Origin of the sequence: Virgibacillus sp. CM-4, from assembly GCF_000445495.1 — a bacterium.
GTDB lineage: Bacteria > Bacillota > Bacilli > Bacillales > Amphibacillaceae > Virgibacillus > Virgibacillus salexigens.
The window spans coordinates 132,630-150,612 of sequence record NZ_AUQA01000002.1 but is presented as its reverse complement, the minus strand read 5'-3'; the positions used below and the strand labels follow the sequence as shown (position 1 = coordinate 150,612).

Annotated in this window: 18 protein-coding genes and 1 other RNA gene; 15 read left to right on the top strand and 4 right to left on the bottom strand. The window is 36.9% G+C overall.

Annotated elements, in window-relative coordinates:
* Positions 1-35: 35 nt before the first annotated feature.
* The 4 genes from rnr (at position 36) to ssrA (ending at position 4,085) form a co-directional block, all read left to right on the top strand.
* A complete protein-coding gene (rnr, locus tag M948_RS24635) occupies positions 36-2,204 on the top strand; it encodes a ribonuclease R (protein WP_021289021.1) in 2,169 nt (722 codons plus the stop codon).
* Positions 2,205-2,261: 57 nt separating this feature from the next.
* Positions 2,262-3,071 (top strand): zinc transporter ZupT, encoded by an 810-nt coding sequence (gene zupT, locus M948_RS24630; RefSeq protein ID WP_021289020.1) that lies wholly within the window; start codon positions 2,262-2,264, stop codon positions 3,069-3,071.
* Between the two features lie 74 nt (positions 3,072-3,145).
* Positions 3,146-3,610 (top strand): SsrA-binding protein SmpB, encoded by a 465-nt coding sequence (gene smpB, locus M948_RS24625; RefSeq protein ID WP_021289019.1) that lies wholly within the window; start codon positions 3,146-3,148, stop codon positions 3,608-3,610.
* Positions 3,611-3,745: 135 nt separating this feature from the next.
* Positions 3,746-4,085: a transfer-messenger RNA gene (ssrA, locus tag M948_RS42710) on the top strand.
* A 684-nt stretch (positions 4,086-4,769) separates the two neighbouring features.
* Here the strand turns inward: ssrA and cyoE are convergent.
* The 3 genes from cyoE to M948_RS24610 form a co-directional block, all read right to left on the bottom strand.
* Positions 4,770-5,687, bottom strand: a complete 918-nt coding sequence (gene cyoE / locus M948_RS24620; protein ID WP_021289017.1) for a heme o synthase — start codon at positions 5,685-5,687, stop codon at positions 4,770-4,772.
* Between the two features lie 125 nt (positions 5,688-5,812).
* Positions 5,813-6,223, bottom strand: coding sequence for a CBO0543 family protein (locus tag M948_RS43945; RefSeq protein WP_031334959.1), 411 nt, complete (start codon positions 6,221-6,223; stop codon positions 5,813-5,815).
* Positions 6,204-7,346, bottom strand: a complete 1,143-nt coding sequence (locus M948_RS24610; RefSeq protein WP_021289015.1) for a DUF2515 family protein — start codon at positions 7,344-7,346, stop codon at positions 6,204-6,206. Before M948_RS24610 ends, M948_RS43945 begins: the two co-directional genes overlap by 20 nt.
* An 82-nt stretch (positions 7,347-7,428) precedes the next feature.
* Between M948_RS24610 and shc the strand changes: the two genes are divergently transcribed.
* From shc to M948_RS24595, 3 genes are all read left to right on the top strand, one after another.
* Positions 7,429-9,315: a squalene--hopene cyclase gene (shc, locus tag M948_RS24605; RefSeq protein WP_021289014.1), complete on the top strand. Its 1,887-nt coding sequence runs from the start codon at positions 7,429-7,431 to the stop codon at positions 9,313-9,315.
* A gap of 78 nt (positions 9,316-9,393) precedes the next feature.
* On the top strand, positions 9,394-9,630 hold the full coding sequence (locus M948_RS24600; protein WP_021289013.1) for a YppG family protein: 237 nt from the start codon (positions 9,394-9,396) through the stop codon (positions 9,628-9,630).
* 113 nt (positions 9,631-9,743) lie between these two features.
* Positions 9,744-10,181 carry a CBS domain-containing protein gene (locus M948_RS24595; protein WP_021289012.1) on the top strand — a complete coding sequence of 146 codons (438 nt, stop codon included), beginning with the start codon at positions 9,744-9,746 and terminating at the stop codon, positions 10,179-10,181.
* Positions 10,182-10,293: 112 nt separating this feature from the next.
* Here M948_RS24595 and M948_RS24590 read toward each other — a convergent pair whose 3' ends face one another.
* Positions 10,294-10,941 (bottom strand): PAQR family membrane homeostasis protein TrhA, encoded by a 648-nt coding sequence (locus M948_RS24590; protein ID WP_021289011.1) that lies wholly within the window; start codon positions 10,939-10,941, stop codon positions 10,294-10,296.
* A gap of 147 nt (positions 10,942-11,088) precedes the next feature.
* Between M948_RS24590 and M948_RS24585 the strand changes: the two genes are divergently transcribed.
* The 8 genes from M948_RS24585 (at position 11,089) to M948_RS24550 (ending at position 17,960) form a co-directional block, all read left to right on the top strand.
* On the top strand, positions 11,089-11,664 hold the full coding sequence (locus M948_RS24585; RefSeq protein ID WP_021289010.1) for a DUF1836 domain-containing protein: 576 nt from the start codon (positions 11,089-11,091) through the stop codon (positions 11,662-11,664).
* Between the two features lie 27 nt (positions 11,665-11,691).
* Complete coding sequence (locus M948_RS24580) at positions 11,692-12,750, top strand: M42 family metallopeptidase (RefSeq protein WP_021289009.1); 1,059 nt, start codon at positions 11,692-11,694, stop codon at positions 12,748-12,750.
* Positions 12,751-12,771: 21 nt separating this feature from the next.
* Complete coding sequence (locus M948_RS24575) at positions 12,772-13,746, top strand: LLM class flavin-dependent oxidoreductase (RefSeq protein WP_021289008.1); 975 nt, start codon at positions 12,772-12,774, stop codon at positions 13,744-13,746.
* 726 nt (positions 13,747-14,472) lie between these two features.
* Positions 14,473-14,829, top strand: a complete 357-nt coding sequence (locus M948_RS24570) for a lmo0954 family membrane protein (RefSeq protein ID WP_021289007.1) — start codon at positions 14,473-14,475, stop codon at positions 14,827-14,829.
* 18 nt (positions 14,830-14,847) lie between these two features.
* Positions 14,848-15,480, top strand: coding sequence for a PspA/IM30 family protein (locus tag M948_RS24565; RefSeq protein ID WP_021289006.1), 633 nt, complete (start codon positions 14,848-14,850; stop codon positions 15,478-15,480).
* Between the two features lie 89 nt (positions 15,481-15,569).
* On the top strand, positions 15,570-16,301 hold the full coding sequence (gene liaF, locus M948_RS24560; RefSeq protein ID WP_021289005.1) for a cell wall-active antibiotics response protein LiaF: 732 nt from the start codon (positions 15,570-15,572) through the stop codon (positions 16,299-16,301).
* Entirely contained in the window at positions 16,298-17,338 is a 1,041-nt protein-coding gene (locus tag M948_RS24555) for a sensor histidine kinase (RefSeq protein WP_021289004.1), read from the top strand. The genes liaF and M948_RS24555 overlap by 4 nt, the downstream gene beginning before the upstream one ends.
* Entirely contained in the window at positions 17,331-17,960 is a 630-nt protein-coding gene (locus M948_RS24550; protein ID WP_021289003.1) for a response regulator, read from the top strand. The genes M948_RS24555 and M948_RS24550 overlap by 8 nt, the downstream gene beginning before the upstream one ends.
* Positions 17,961-17,983 lie beyond the last annotated feature (23 nt).

The window sequence follows — 17,983 nt, the reverse complement described above, 5'->3', positions numbered from 1 at the left end:
GAACGTGAACAATAAAAAGAAAGAAGGTGAAGAAAGTGAAAGAAAAAATACAAAATTATTTCAAAGAAAATGGAACCAAACCATTAGCTGTAGATGAATTAGAAGAAGTATTAGAAATTGAAGATGCAGTAGAATTTAAACAACTAGTTAAAGCACTAAATGAATTGGAAGAAGAAGGCGAACTTGTTCGGACACGAAAAAATCGTTTTGGACTGCCAGAAAAAATGAATTTAATTCGTGGTAGAATTCAGATGCACGCGAAAGGATTTGCATTTCTAATCCCTGATAATGAACAACAAGATGATGTGTATATTCATCATTCTGATCTTGCTTCTGCGATGAATAACGATAAAGTGTTAGTACGTATTGAGAAAAGAGATAAGGATGGGAATCGCCCTGAGGGGACCGTTATTCGTATATTAGAACGCGCAACGCTGCAAGTTGTTGGGACGTTTGAAGATAATCGTTCCTTTGGTTTTGTCATTGCGGATGATAAGCGGATTCCAAATGATATCTTTATCCCGAAAAGCATGACGAACGGTGCAGTAAGTGGACATAAAGTAATTGCCCATATTACAAAGTATCCTGAAGGTAGAAAAAGTGCTGAAGGAGAAATCATTCATATTCTTGGTCATAAGAATGATCCGGGAATTGATATCATATCGATCATTCATAAGCACGGAATTAAGGTTGACTTTCCAACTAAAGTATTGGACCAAGCAGCTAATACTCCAGAAACCATATCCGAAGATGAGATTAAGGAGAGAAGAGACCTTCGTGATGAAACCATTGTCACCATTGACGGAGCCGATGCCAAGGACTTGGATGATGCCGTTTCTGTAAAAAAATTAGAGAATGGAAACTATCGATTAGGTGTCTATATTGCGGATGTTAGTTACTACGTAGATGAAGGAAGTCCAATTGATCAAGAAGCACTAGAAAGAGGTACAAGTGTCTATCTCGTTGACCGTGTTATTCCAATGATTCCACATCGTTTATCCAACGGAATTTGTTCATTAAACCCACAGGTGGATCGTCTAACATTAGGTTGTGAAATGGAAATAGACCGTTCTGGAAATGTAGTGGATCATGAAATTTTCCAAAGCGTTATCCGTACGAATGAACGAATGACATATTCCGATGTCAACAAAATTTTAGTGGATAAGGATGAGGAGTTACGTAACCATTATAAAGAATTAGTACCTTTCTTTGAAGATATGGAGGCGCTAGCCGCCATATTACGGGGAAAACGAATGGGCCGAGGAGCGATTGACTTCGATTTCAAGGAAGCGAAGGTGCTAGTAGATGAGAACGGCAAACCGGAAGATGTGGTACTACGGGAACGTTCTGTTGCGGAGCGTCTTATTGAAGAATTTATGCTCGCAGCAAATGAAACAGTAGCTGAACACTTCCACTGGATGGATGTACCATTTATTCATCGAATTCACGAAGATCCGGATCCCGGGAAATTACAAACATTCTTTGAATTTCTAGCTGGTCTTGGTTATGTAGTGAAAGGGGCAAATAATGAGATCCATCCCCAAGCATTACAAAAAGTATTAGAAGAAGTACAAGGAAAACCAGAAGAAATGATTGTTTCCAAGTTAATGCTTCGTTCGATGCAGCAAGCAAAATATGATCCTCAAAGTATTGGTCATTTTGGACTTGCAACCGAATTCTATACGCATTTCACATCCCCAATTCGCAGGTATCCGGATTTAACTGTACATCGCCTTATTCGTACGTACTTGATTCAAAAAAATATGGATCAGAAAACATTGCAGAAATGGAAGGATGCAATGCCGGAAATTGCTAGACAAACATCGGAAGCAGAACGAAGAGCAGTAGATGCTGAACGTGAAACGGATGATTTGAAAAAAGCAGAATTTATGCAAAATAAGATTGGCGAAGAATATATTGGCGTGATTAGTTCCATTACCAATTTTGGTTTATTTGTTGAACTAGAGAATACGATTGAAGGGTTAATTCATGTAAGCTATTTAACCGATGATTATTATCACTATGATCAACGAAGTCAAGCCATGATTGGTGAGCGTACAGCGAATATGTACCGCATTGGAGATGAAGTGAAGGTAAAAGTAGCTGGTGTTAATACAGATGAACGTACGGTAGACTTTGAAATGGTTTATGCAGAAAAACCGAAAAAGAAGAAACGAATAAAAGCAAAGAAAGCAAAAAAATAGTGAAGAAGCCGCTGTTGCCATAATCGGTCAGCGGTTTTTAAGTCAAAGGAGCAGATCATGACACAGGAGGTAATCGTAGCATTCTTATTCACTTTATTCGCTGGCTTAGCTACAGGAATAGGGAGTTTATTAGCATTTTTTACGAAAACGACAAATACTAAATTCTTATCTTACGCATTAGGGTTTTCAGCTGGTGTTATGATCTATGTTTCCATGATCGATATTTTTGTCAAAGCCCAAGATGCCTTAATAACTGAACTTGGCGATGGATATGGGAACTGGGCCACGGTTGGATCTTTTTTTGTTGGAATCCTATTTATTCTTTTCATTGATCGTTTTATTCCTAAAAGTACTAACCCGCATGAATTGAAAAAAGTAGAAGATATGAAGCATCCCCAAGCAGTAATAAATGATCCTGATTTATTAAAAATGGGTGTTTTTACTGCATTAGCAATTGCAATTCATAATTTTCCTGAGGGTATTGCAACATTCATTTCAGCGTTGCAAGATCCTGCGCTTGGTTTAGCTATTGCTATAGCGATAGCAATACATAATGTTCCTGAAGGAATTGCCGTATCAGTACCCATTTATTATGCAACTAATAATAAACGGAAAGCTTTTCGCTTATCGTTTTTATCTGGACTGGCTGAACCCATTGGGGCAATTGTCGCGTTTCTTATTTTAATGCCGTTTTTAACAGACCTAATGTTTGGGATTATCTTTGCTATGGTGGCGGGGATCATGGTGTTTATCTCTTTAGACGAATTATTGCCAGCAGCTAAGAAATATGATGAGGCACACCTTTCTATTTATGGTGTTATTAGCGGCATGGCTGTAATGGCTTTAAGTTTATTATTATTAAATTAAGACGCAATTATAATTGGAATACGTTAGAATATTTGATAAAATAAGGGGCATGCAAGCAGTAGGAGGAAGTTCTTATGCCAAAAGGACAAGGAAATACAGTCGCACAAAATAAACGTGCTTCTCATGATTACTTTATTGAAGATACCTATGAAGCAGGTATCGTTCTGCAAGGTACTGAAATCAAGTCCATTCGAGCAGGTCGAGTAAACATTAAAGATTCCCATGCCCGAATTGATCGTGGAGAAGTTAAATTGATTAATCTGCACATAGCAGAATATGCACAAGGAAATCGATTCAATCACGACCCAACTCGTACAAGAAAACTATTATTACATCGGAAAGAAATTAATAAATTAATTGGATTAACACAACAACAGGGCTACGCACTTGTTCCATTGAAGATCTATATTAAAAATGGATATGCTAAAGTATTACTAGGTTTAGGAAAAGGGAAAAAGAAATACGATAAGCGCGAGGATCTGAAACGAAAGCAAATGAAGCGAGATGCTGATCGTGCGATTAAAGAACAGACGCGATAAAGCTAGCTGTAACCTTACTAGTAACTTGACTTTTTCGCCAAAAATGCTATAATAGGAATTGTCATTAGGAAGTTAAAACAATCATATAAATATGCTCATTCTTCCGAGCGTTACTCTTATTTTATATGGGGACGTTACGGATTCGACAGGGATAGATTGAGCTCAGGTTGCACGTCGAGGTTACGGCTCGTAAAACGTTATGCCTAAATATAACTGGCAAAGAAAACAATCAACCTGCTTTAGCAGCTGCGTAAGCTCTGCTAAGCGATCCTTCCTGCTATTGCCCGTGTAGCAGATTGAAGGGTCTCAAATGAAACGGGCTATACAATCATTCGCCGTCTGAGGATGGTTGTTGAAACGAATCAGACTAGCTTCTCTAAAGCCCGTCGGTAGGCTGCAGAGTAAGTAAATGATAATATACCGAATAAGCGTGTAGAAGCCTGAGTGGCGATATCTCTGGACGTGGGTTCGATTAGTAAATAGTCGCCTTTTACGGTAACGTAAAAGTGATAATTCGGCTTTATCGGTGAAACCTAAGTTGCTATATTGATTAGTAATAAGGCAATACCGAGTGGTGATTGAAGTAATTCAACAGCCATGTATCGACTTATAGGCTACCTTATAGGTAGTACTAGGATGTGAAATGCTGCTTGTAAAGTAAATCTAAATTTCACATAAGACGCCGAAGAACCTTTACAAGGGTTCAAGATATAGTCAGTGCCATGACGAAAGCATGGAGTGCATGTCCCACCGTCTCCACCAATACATAATTGGTGGTTTTTTATTGTTATTAAATTTATTGTAGAAAGAATTCTTCTTCAAATAGTAATTTTTTTAAAAGCCGATGGAGTATATTTTCCATTTCTTGGAGTAACCAACTCATAGTTTTTAAAATCCAATTCGCTCTTTTTCTTTTTTTGCTGATTCTTAGATAAGGATAGATAGCTTTTAAAGTATTAAATACTTCTATTTTCTTTTGATTGGTTTCTGGTTAACGTAATTGTTCCTTCTCCTTCTATAATCCCAGCAGCTACCTCCCATTGTTCCATGTTATCTCTCCCTTTTTAGTTATATTATAGCAATAAGTTAGGATAAAGTTATATATAATTAGAGAAAAAAGAAAACCACCTTTCAGTCTTACCAAGGTGGTTTTAATACGTTATAAATCAAATATTGTCCCCATTAATGAATAGATAATAACTGTAGAGAATAGTACCGTCATATAAATAAGAGAGAATAGAAACATGGATTTTGCCCATTTCTCTGAGTCCATCTTATGGTACCCAAGGATACTAAGCGTTAGCCAGGATAGGCTTAAAAGAAGAGCGACTAATTGAAGTCCTAAACTTAAGGTACCTAGTAAGAAGCTGGTTGCTACCACAACAATTAAATAAATATTGGTTTGGATATACGTTCTACGTATTCCTTTAACTACTGGTAGCATAGGAACTCCTGCGGCTTGATATTCTTTGTGTTTGCGTATGGCAATGGCATAGAAATGAGGCATTTGCCAAATAATTGATATAATAAATAGACCAATAATAGCAGGGTGGGTGATATCAGGATAAATAGATGCCCAGCCAATGAGAGGTGGCATGGCGCCAGAGATACTCCCAATTTCTGTATTATATACTGTTCGACGTTTGCTCCACATCGTATAAGGTACGGTATAAAAGAACAACCCTAAAAATCCTAATAAACCTGCTAATGGCGTAGCTAGAGCCAATATGAAAATACCCAGTACAGCCATCGTAATGCCAAGTAGTAAAACATTTCTAGGTTTAATTCTGCCAGTAACGGTTGGTCTATTTTTTGTTCTTTCCATGATTTTATCAATATCTCGGTCATACAAATTATTTAATGCCCCAGCGGCTCCTATTACTAAACTTGTCCCAATAAGAGCGAATAAAATCTCGGGAAGTTTTTCAGTTAGACTATATTGATAGGTATAAATAGCTAAAAATAATCCAGCAAACATGGGGATTAAATTTGATTTTATAATCCCTGTCTTTACTGTCTGTGCGAGTGCGTTTATCAAGGTTTGTTTGGATTCGACTCGGTTATCGTTCTTCTGCATCTGACCATCTCTCTTTCTTACCCTTCCATTTTATCAAAAAAAGCTAGCAAAGCATTAAAAATGTCTTTTTTTCACATAATGGTCAAATAAATGGTAAATGCAGAGAAAAATAAGTAATTCTTTGTCTATTTTAATATCTTTTTAATCCTTGAGTATAACGTCCAGATGGCTATGAAGTAAACGAAGTAACCAGCGAAGCTATACAAATGACTCCAATTTGCAGCATGAACAAATAACCCATAATGTTCTGCAATATGCTCCATAATAAAAGCACTCAAACTACATATGAATATAAAAATTATTCTTGACAGTCCTCGGAACGAACGGATCATATAGACATAAAGAACAGTAGCTGTTGGAAGAATGAAGATAGTGAATAAAATATTTACTTGAAATACTTCTGGAAAAAGTCGTTCAGGGAAGGAATAAAGGCCTTTACCAACAAAAAACAGGTCTAAGTATGTACCAAGTATGCATGAAAATAAAGCAATCAAACAAGAAGCTATTATATTAGACTTATTTGAAAAAGATCGCATTTTTTGCGATGATTGCAAGTTCGATTTTTTCAAGTGCGTTACAATAATCATCATATATTTCCCCACCTATTTCTTTTTCCGATTTATCTAAATAATACAATACTTGATAATCATGGAACCAATCCTTCTTTTCTGCCTCTTTATGTTCTACATCTGCCCAAGCAAACTGTAATGGCGGGCTATAAATTCTTGTTTTTCCTTTTTTTAATCTACAGTTTTTTGTCCTTCGCTTGTAACTTGGTCCTGGAGCAGATTCATTCACTGGATGAAAGAGGTCCTTCCAATAATCTGATCTAGACCCAGTATGAGGGTGCTTAGCCGCCCATTGAATAATAGCTTGTAACCTTGCTTTACGTTGAAATAGTAAGTCGTATAATCGAATACCTATGTTAATTCGTTGATGAAGCTCGTCAAACTGATAGAGGGTGTCTCCAACAACACTTGGTCTCCCAGTTATTTCATTAAGCTTAGGGAAGATAATGTGATTAAAACGAAACGTATCATATAGTTTAAATTCAATCGTATGTAGTACCGTGTCCTGAAAATGTTTGTTTTGAATCACACGTTCTTCAAGGTAATTTTGTTCATTAATAATCATGGCGATGGCTAATTGCCTGCAATCTCGGTACTTCCAAAAATTATTCCAAATCACCTCCATGAAAATCGAGACATCTAAATAAGGAAGTAAGTAGAATAAGTTTTTTTGTTTTGCAAGACTTTGTTGATACAATAAGCATTGAGGGAAGACATCTTGAAAGATTAACCAGTTTCCACGTTCTAAAAATGAAAAAAAATTCTCTCGTTCTCTATTTGTCATTAACCTCGGCAATAGGTCGCCTTTTAAATCCGTCATATTCCAACCACCATTACGTGATACTAAATGGCCAAGCAATGCCCAGTGTATTTCTGGATGAGCACGATAAAATTCATAATACGCTTTCGTTCGAGTTATATTATTTTTATTGAATTTTGTTGTTTTTTTATCTATCTGTTCAATAATGTTGATTTCCCATGGAGTGAGATCTGATTTTGAAAATGAAGAAGGCAATTGTTTTGCTTTTTGTTTTAATTGTTTTTTCAGTTTCTGATTTATCTTGGGCCGTTTTTTAAAACAATTAATCATAAAGCACCTCCTTTTAAGGCATATGCTTCGAGCAATCGACATATGTTTTTTGCATAATGATTTGAAAAGGAGTACCTACTATATGGATAAACGAATTGGATCGAAAATCAATGAATTGGTGGATGAATTGAAAGAGAAGCAACGTCCTAATGGCTCATGGAATTATCCATTTGAGACTGGAGTATCAACGGATAGTTATATGATTATATTATTACGTTCGTTGGAAATCGATGACCATGATTTAATTTGGTCATTAGCTGAACGTATTGCTAACAAGCAGGGTCCGAATGGGGCGTGGAAGTTATATTATGATGAAGAAGGAGGAGGAAATCTAACAGCAACTGTGGAAGCCTACTATGCTTTACTGTATAGTGGGTTTTATTCGAGAAATGATAGGCATATGCGCTTGGCAAAGCGCTTTATTATGAATAAAGGCGGGCTCAGCCGTATTCACTTATTTACGAAAATCATGCTTGCATTAACTGGCCAGCTTCAATGGCCAAACCATATTCCAATACCAATTGAAGGTCTATTATTGCCTGCTTCTTTTCCAATTAATTTCTTTGATCTATCGATGTATGCACGCGCACATTTAACTCCAATTTTAATTATCGCTGATAAAAAAATACAAGTAACGACTCCTTTAACTCCAGACTTAACGGAATTAAGCATGAAAAGAACGGAGAATTGGGATGATGATTTTCGCAATTGGAACTCCATTTTCTCCTTGATTAAACAAGCTATAGCAAAATTAATCGGACTACCTCATGAATTACATAATTTGGCGTTAAGACAAGCTGAAACATATATGCTTCAACGTATTGAGCCAGATGGTACCTTTTATAGCTATTTTAGTTCAACGTTTCTGATGATATTTGCTTTGTTGGCAAGAGGGTATGCAAAAAATCATCCGGTTATTCAACGAGCTGTTGCAGGATTAAAAACTTTCATAATATCCATAAATAATCAACCACATATCCAATTTACTACGGCAACTGTTTGGAATACTTCCCTTATTAGTTATAGTCTCCAAGAGGCAGGATTATCTTCGTCATCAGAGACAATTCATAAAGCTGCACAATATATTCGGTCAAAACAGCACCACTTATATGGAGATTGGGCAATCCAATCGCCTCATGTATTACCTGGTGGGTGGGGGTTTTCAAATATCAACACAATCAATCCAGATAATGATGATACAACGGCAGCATTACGTGCTTTACGGACCAGTGTTCTTGATAAGAATACCAATCGCTTCATTTGGGATAGAGGAATCGAATGGCTTTTATCCATGCAGAATGGTAATGGTGGCTGGGGGGCATTTGAAAAGGACATAGATAGCCCATTTCTATCATGGCTCCCAGTGAAAGGAGCAGAATTAATTTTACTTGATCCTTCAACCCCAGACCTAACCGGAAGAACCTTGGAGTTTTTGGGATTGTACACGAAATTAAATCAATCTCATCCTTTTATGAAGCGAGCAGTCAATTGGTTAATCAAAAATCAGCAAAAAGATGGATCATGGTATGGAAGATGGGGCATTTGCTATATTTATGGAACGTGGGCAGCAATCACCGGATTAATAGCAGCTGGGGTTGACCGAGAACATTCATCCGTAAAAAAGGCAATTGATTGGCTGTATCAGATTCAAAATGAAGATGGTGGTTGGGGAGAATCATGTAAAAGTGATCAAGCAAAAACGTATATCCCATTACAAACAAGTACCAAGACACAAACCGCGTGGGCATTAGATACACTTATTGCTGCTGAGGATAAAGTAACAATAGAACTAAAGCAAGGCATTCACTTCTTATTGAAGGAGCAAGAAAATAAGGATAAGTGGACGAAAGAATATCCCAAAGGGCAAGCTTTGCCAGGTAATTTTTATATGCATTATCATAGCTATGAATATATTTTTCCACTTTTGGCATTCGCTCATTATAGAAAGAAATTTATTGAAGAAGCGTAATTATAGGATAAACATCCTTATCACTGTCAATCGATGCACATAAACTATAACAGAATTCGATGAAGAGGTGATATGCGTATGTTTCCAAATAGACTGAGAAGACCGATGAGACCAGAAACTCCTAGACGTCAGCCAGCTTGGATTGGGAGACCACCACAGCCTAGACAAAAACCTTCTACTACAGAAAACATTATTTCGCAATTTCGTGATCAGGATGGTCAATTCGATTTTAATAAAATGACAGAGGTTGCGTCGCAAATGGGAAAATTATATGGTCAAGTTAGTCCATTCATTACAACTTTCTTTAAAAAATAGACATATTTCGATTGGATCGTGTCACAAGTTCGTGACACGTTTTATTTTTATGTATTTTTGTAATAAAAATTGGATAAAAGAAGAATGCTATTGTTAAAAAGGAGGTTATAACGATGCAACAACAGTTACGTAATTTTATGACATCAAATGTGTATAAAGTGACCGATATGCAATCTGTTCAAGAAGCAGCTGCATTAATGAGTGAACATAATATCGGTTCACTTCCAGTTGTAGATCAGAATGGAACCATGGTAGGAATTATTACAGATCGCGATATTACGTTGCGAACCACTGCTCAAGGAGAAGCTGCCCAAACCCCTGTTTCGCAAGTAATGACAGCACAACAAGTAGTTCAGGGTACCCCGGAAATGGATGCCCATGAAGCTGCACAATTAATGGCCCAACAGCAAATTCGTAGGCTGCCAATTGTGGAAAATGGTCAAATTGTTGGGATGGTAGCATTAGGAGACTTGGCTGTCGACAACCAATTGGGAAATGAAGCAGGGCAAGCTTTGTCAAACATTTCTAATCCATCTGATCCACAGAAGTGAAACTTTCAAATGTGGTACGCTGACTTTTTTTAATGAGGGTCAGCGTATTTATTTGGAAGCAAAAAACATGCAGTAGCGAATGCTACTGCATGTTCTACCACTAATCCAACGTTTATAATACATAGCCATATACACAAATAAAATGAAAAAGGCTGCCGATTAAGATAAAGATATGGAAGATTTCGTGGAATCCCATATGCCTAAATGATAATACTTTCGGTTTAAGGCCATAGATAATGCCACCTACGGTATAAAAAATGCCGCCTAAAATGAGAAAAATCATACCAGCTGTATTAATAATCGGAGCTAGTGCTGAACTAAAGAATACGACAATCCAACCCATCCCAATATACAAGGCGGTAGAAAGCCATCGTGGCGAGTGAAACCAGACTAACTTAAATACAACTCCAAGTAAGGCTAAGGTACTTACAATTGCAAATAGTGTCCAACCTAGGGATCCTTTTAAGCTAATTAAACAGAACGGGGTATAGGTCCCAGCGATTAATACATAAATCATTGAGTGGTCAATTCGTCGTAAAAATGCGATAACCTTATCTCTTGCTATCACCATATGGTATGTAGCAGAAGCAGCATACAATAAAGTCATGCTAATTCCAAATATGATGACTGCAGTTATCGCTAAGAATGATTCGGTTGTAGCAGTTGCTTTGATCACTAATGCTAGTAGACCAAAAAATGATAATACTGCTCCAAATAGGTGGGTCAGTCCATTAATTGGTTCCCGGATATATACGCCCATGAAATCACACCTTCATCATGTTTTATGTAGTTTTCAAAACTATATAATAATCATATAGCTGTTTTAATATGTAGTCAAGATTTACTTGTTAATCTTAATCTCGTATAATAAAATAGATTTGAATAATAGCTAAAAGAGGTTAAATAAATGAAGGATATATATGAATACGTTGACAAAATGGAGCTAAATAAACAACTGAAGCTTGATGAAATTCCAGATTTGGATCTATATATGGATCAAGTTATTCAGCTATTTGAGAATAAATTTGGTATATTAAAACGAGATGAGGAAGAAAAAGTACTTACAAAAACGATGATCAACAACTATGCAAAAGGAAAGCTATTTTTTCCAATCGAAAACAAAAAATATTCAAAGAACCATTTAATGTTAATTGCCATGATTTATCAGATGAAAGGTGCGTTATCAATAAATGACGTCAGGATGACATTAGACGCTTTAAACAAGATGATAACAGAAGAAAACTTTGACTTAACAAAATTATACGAGAGCTATGTCGATATCGCTAATGATCGTATGCAACAATTGAAAGTTGAAATGAAGCAATTAACAACTGAAGTAGAGGACCATACATCTGCGTATGATAGCAAGCGTGCCGACTACCTTAAACAGTTGCTATTAGTTGCTTCTTTTGTCAATATGAGTAATTATTATCGTAGAGCAGCTGAGAAGATTGTGGACGCTATCGAAAGAAATGAAAAATAAAATGAAGAAAGGGGAAAAAACATAACGATGTCTACATATCCAAATGTCACTGAAACGAAGCTAATGATTCAAGAGTTGGTAACTATTCCTAGCCCTTCAGGGTTTACCGATCGGGTTATTCGTTATGTAGAGGGATTACTTTATGATTGGAATATTGAGACAAAGCGTAATTTAAAGGGCGGATTAATTGCCACATTGCCAGGGAAAGATAATCGGGAACATCGTATGTTAACCGCTCATGTTGATACGTTAGGAGCGATGGTTAAAGAAATCAAAGATAACGGAAGATTGCGTCTTGACTTAATTGGTGGGTTTCAATTTAATTCTATTGAGGGAGAATACTGTACGATTCATACAGCAGACGGTAGGGGTTTTACAGGTACCATCTTAATGCATCAAACCTCCGTACATGTTTATAAAGATGCTGGTAAAGCAGAACGAAATCAACAAAACATGGAAGTACGTATTGATGAGCGGGTAGCTTCTGCTGATGAAATTCGTGCATTAGGAATTGAAGTGGGGGACTTTGTATCGTTTGACCCGCGTGTTCAATTAACAGACCACGGATTTATAAAATCACGGCATTTAGATGATAAAGCGAGTGTAGCAATCCTATTGCAACTTATGAAGCGTGTAAAGGATGAGAATATCGAACTCCCTTATACAACACATTTTCTCATTTCCAATAATGAAGAAATTGGTTATGGTGGAAATTCGAATATCCCACCAGAAACGACGGAATATTTAGCAGTAGATATGGGAGCGATGGGCGATGGTCAATCTACCGATGAATATACAGTGTCCATATGTGTTAAAGATGCTTCTGGGCCCTACCATTTTGGGCTGCGTAATCACTTAGTAAATCTCGCCAAGCAACATCATATTAGTTATAAATTAGATATATACCCGTATTATGGTTCAGACGCATCAGCTGCAATAAAAGCTGGTAATGATATTATTCATGGCTTGATTGGTCCCGGAATTGATTCTTCTCATGCTTTTGAGAGAACACATGAGGATTCATTAAAAAATACCGAATTGCTTTTATATCATTATTTGCTTTCAGAAACCATAACAGCTAAGTAATAATAAAGGTGTGTATAACTTATGAAACTTAGTATCTTAGATCAGGTCCCTCTATTAAACCATAGCTCATCGAAGCAGGCGATACAGGAAACTTTAGAACTTGCCGAGCTCGCTGATAGGCTTGGTTATTATCGCTATTGGGTAGCCGAACATCATGATATGCCAGGTTTAGCCTGCCCTGCACCTGATATGATATTGAGCATCATTGGGAGTAAGACAGAGAAGATTCGTATCGGGTCTGGTGCTGTTTTGCTCCCTCATTACCGAGCATTTCCAGTGGCTGAAAGATATAATTTATTAGCTACCATGTATCCAAATAGGATTGACTTAGGCATTGGAAGAGCACCAGGTGCATCTGCAGAGGCAGCAATTGCCTTATCGGGAAATTTTTTAGAAAATGTCCGGGACATGCCCAATTTATTGGATGAATTGTTAGCATTTCTAAATCAATCGTTCTTGAACAATCACATGTATTCCAAAGTTGCCCCAACGCCTGTTCCAACAACTCCTTCCATTCCTTGGTTACTTGGTACAAGTGAAAAAAGTGCAAAACTAGCTGCTGAAAAAGGGATGGCTTATGCATTTGGTCATTTTATGACAGATAAAGATGGTCCTGCCATCCTCCAATCATTTAAACAACAGAGCTCTGCTGATACCATTGTCGCTGTCTCTGTCATTTGTGCAGAGACAAATGAACGAGCACAAGAACTTGCCCAAGCTGCCCTTTTATGGAAAATGCAACAGAATAATGGGGAAGAAAATGCTTTTGTTCCTACAGAAAATGAGGCGAAAAGCCATAACTATACAAACAATGAACAAGATTGGATACGAAAGCAAAAACAAAAAATGATAATCGGAGATCCATGTGATGTAAGGGTGGAGCTACATAACCTTGCAGTTACTTATCAAACAAATGAATTGATGATCATTACCATCACACCTGATTATCAATCAAGAAAAGCTTCGTATGAATTAATTGCAGAAGCTGTGTTATAAATTGTTATGGCAATGGATGTGCTGGTTTCTTATGTAGCTGATCCCATTAGTTAGAAGTTTCATTTCAATATCTGCCAGGAGTAACATGAATTTTCTATCTCTTATTTACATCACTAAGGACATTATTAAAATACGTATCATTCCTCGGTGAATAAAAGCGGTACTAGCTATGTGCTGCTTTTTTAGATTGCTTCAAATTCCTCACGGGATATTAAGTGACCGTATCGAATGAGAAAAATAGAAGTAGAGCGTAGTTTTTTGCTGATTCAAAAGAATTGCATGCGTGTGTTATTGCCGCCTGCAAGGATAATAGAATATCGTGAATAAGCACTACTTAAGGCAGTATGCCAGAACATGAAAAAGACTCCTTCAACTATCCAAGTCGAGTTAGCTGAAAGGGAGTTTTTTTCTGTCTTAAGTAACTAGAACCCTCCCACTCCTGCGGAAGAACAACTAATCCGAGATCACTGCGCATCACTTCGCAAGGAAGTTCGGGGAGCTCGTACGCGAAAAGAGAAAGGTCTGAGTGTATAGCAAGAAACGTGGGGAAAATTAGCGGTTTTCACGACAAGCTGATATAGCGTTTATTATCCTCTGGATTTAGTTTCTCTCCTTCAGCAACAAAATCTACGTCTAAGGTACTAGTGCAAAATATGCCTAGCGTTCATTACACTTAATTCTATTACCTTGTATGATGAAATTAAGCTAAAGAAAGGAGGAAACACAGTGAAGAAATTTCTCTTATTTCTAGCAGGATTAACTGCTTTGATTATCTTATTAGCTAATCTTGGTCCAATGGTATTATTGGGACTCGGTATATGGTTGCTTTATGTGATTTTCAAGCAATTTATGAAAAGTGAGTCAACAGCTGGAAAAATTGGCTGGGTCATTTTGGGTTTAATTGTATTAAGCTTCACCATCTCCAATATGTTTGCATTGATCGGAGTTGCAGCAGCAATTGCTCTGTATCTCATTTATAAAAGCTGGAAGAAAGATGATCACAATTCCATAGTTGATGAAATGAAATATGATGACCCATTTACTAACTTTGAACGGCAATGGGCTGAAATAAACAAATCTTAATAAGGAGTGTAGATGACGATGACAAATATTTTTACTCGTATAAAGGATACGTTGTCGAGCGATCTTCATCATATGATGGATCAAAAAGAACAAAAAAATCCAATTGCAGCTTTAAACCATTATTTACGCCAAAGCGAGCAGGAAAAAGAGAAGGTTCGGAAGCTTGTTGAAAGACAATATAAGCTAAAAGATGAGTTTATTAAAGAACAGCAATTAGCACAAGATCTAGCAGACAAACGCCTAAAGCAAGCTGAAATAGCTGAGAAAGCAAACGAAGAACAGATGCATGAATTTGCCATGAAGGAGCATCAAGAGTATCAAGCTCGGGCAGATCGGATGAAGACATCACGTGATGAAGCTGCCGAAGAATTAGAGGCATTAGAAAAAAAATACGAAGATATGAAACATAAATTGAAAGACATGCATCTTCGAAGAATGGAATTAATGGGACGAGAAAATGTTGCTCGTGCAAACCATCAAATGAATCGAGTAGTGGAGCAAACATCAGATAAACCTTTCTCTAAGTTCGCTGAAATGGAAAAGTATATTGAAACGCTAGAATATAAAGTGAATAGTTCATACTATCGTAGTACCTTTGACAACAAAATTGCTAACTTGGAGAAAGAAATGAAGGAGAAAGAACAAGCATAAAATCCTTCGTCAATAAATAAAAAAATGATATACTATACAGGCGCAAGGGGTTGCGTCTGTTTTACATAATTACGAAGGGAGGTTACTTCATGTTTAGACAATTAACCACAGACACGCTAAACTGGATATTAATCATTGGAGTAATCCTCTTTATCATTGAACTTACCTTTTACCACGGTGGAATGTTAATTAATGCTTTATTCTTCTCCTTGTTGATTTATATTGGACGAAAAAAATATCATAGTCTTTTTGGAAAGGTTATTTTTTGGGTTGGTGTGGTAGGGATCGTGTTTGCCATCCTTAATATGCTGGCAATACGATTTTTAATTATTGCTGCAATTATTTTATTTCTTATTCACTACTCCAAGTCCAAAAAAGAATCAGCTTATCTTCACCCAAAGGAGTTTAAACAACGGGAGGAAACGAATGAAACTATTATAAGAAAACAGCCATTGTTTGATCATAAATTATTTGATGACCAGCGAACCGAAGAACCTTCTTATCAATGGAAAGATGTCAATATCCACGGTGCGTTTGGTGATCGTATTATTGACTTAAGCAATACCGTACTTCCAAATGATACAGCTATTATCTCTATACGACATATGGTTGGAAATATTGAAATCTATGTACCATATGACGTGGAGGTAAGCATTCACCATAGCTCCTTATTTGGGCGTGCATTGATTTTTGGACATTTTCATGAAAAGCTAATGAATAAAACATTATTGTATCAAACGGAGAACTATAATACGAAATTCCCTCGAGTAAAAGTCATTACCTCATTATTATCTGGCGATATTGAGGTGAAACGAGTATGAATCTGATTTTACGACATGTGTTTACTTCAGTAATGTTTAGTATTGCATTAACTATTGTTGTGACCGGTCTGACACTAGTAGCCTTTATCGATGACTGGTCACTTGTCTTTGAACAGCAAATCGGTGATATCTCGTTCCTCATCATCATATTTACCGTGGCGATTGGAGCTGGATTAATTATTGGCACGGTCACTGGTTTTTATTGGAGGCAGCGAATTCATCAAGTTGAAAGACAAATGGACGAAATTATTAAAGGGCAAAGAATAACGTTTCATATGGAAACATATAAAGATCTAGAAGCTATCCAACGATACTTGCATCAAATTCAAAATAAAATAAGATCGCAAACAGAACATGCGCAGCGATTAGCCTCGGAACGAACAAGAGAGCGAGAAAAGAGTTTGCAAGAAGTTGTAGCACAAGAAAGAAATCGCTTGGCACGGGAATTACATGATTCTGTCAGTCAGCAATTATTTGCTGCTTCTATGATGATGTCAGCAATTAATGATATGAATCCCCCTGAAGATGAAACAATGAAAAAACAGTTAGGTATGGTAGAAAATATGATTCATCAATCTCAGTTGGAAATGCGTGCGCTATTACTACACCTTCGTCCGGTTGCCTTAAAAGGGAAGTCATTGCAGGAAGGTGCTGAAGAATTACTCATTGAGTTAACGCAAAAAGTACCAATGGAAATTGATTGGAAAATTGAGGAATTCACTGTTGATAAAGGCGTAGAAGATCAACTATTTCGTATTCTTCAGGAAGCCGTTTCAAACACGTTACGACATGCAAAAGCAACAAAATTACATGTTATGTTGGTGGAACGAGATGAAAATGTTATTCTGCGAGCTGCCGATAATGGAATAGGTTTTGATATGGAGAAAATGAAAACAGGCTCATATGGATTGCAAAATATGCAAGAGCGAGCGTATGAAGTTGGTGGAAGTTACAAAGTTGTCAGTGTTCCTAATGAAGGGACACGGATTGAAGTAAAAGTTCCGAATTTGGGAAAGGAAGGTGAAAATAATGATTAATGTTCTCTTTGCTGACGATCATGAAATGGTGAGAATAGGCGTCACATCTTACTTATCAGCTCAACCAGATATTGAAGTCATAGCCGAAGCTGATGATGGTGGTCAAGCTGTAGAATTGGCACTTGAATTAAAACCCGATATTATCTTATTAGATCTTGTTATGCAGCAAATGGATGGCATTGAGGCAACAAAACAGATTATCGAGCAATGGCCGGAAGCAAAAATAATTATCGTGACAAGTTTCTTAGATGACGAAAAAGTATATCCTGCCCTTGAAGCTGGAGCTACCAGTTATATGTTGAAAACATCGAAAGCGGGGGAAATAGCAAAGGCTATCCGGGCAACGTATGAAGGACAAACGGTTTTGGAACCGGAAGTAACTGGAAAAATAATGAATCGCATGCGTACCCCTAAAGCGGAATTACATGAACAGCTAACGGTACGAGAAAAAGAAATCCTGCTACTTATAGCTCAAGGGAAAACGAACCAAGAAATTGCCGATCAATTATATATCTCATTAAAGACAGTAAAAGTACATGTTAGTAATATACTAGGAAAATTAGAAGTTCAGGATCGTACGCAAGCAGTTATTTATGCGTTTAAACATAGCTTAGTAAAATAGAAGTGGAAAACGAGCACATACTT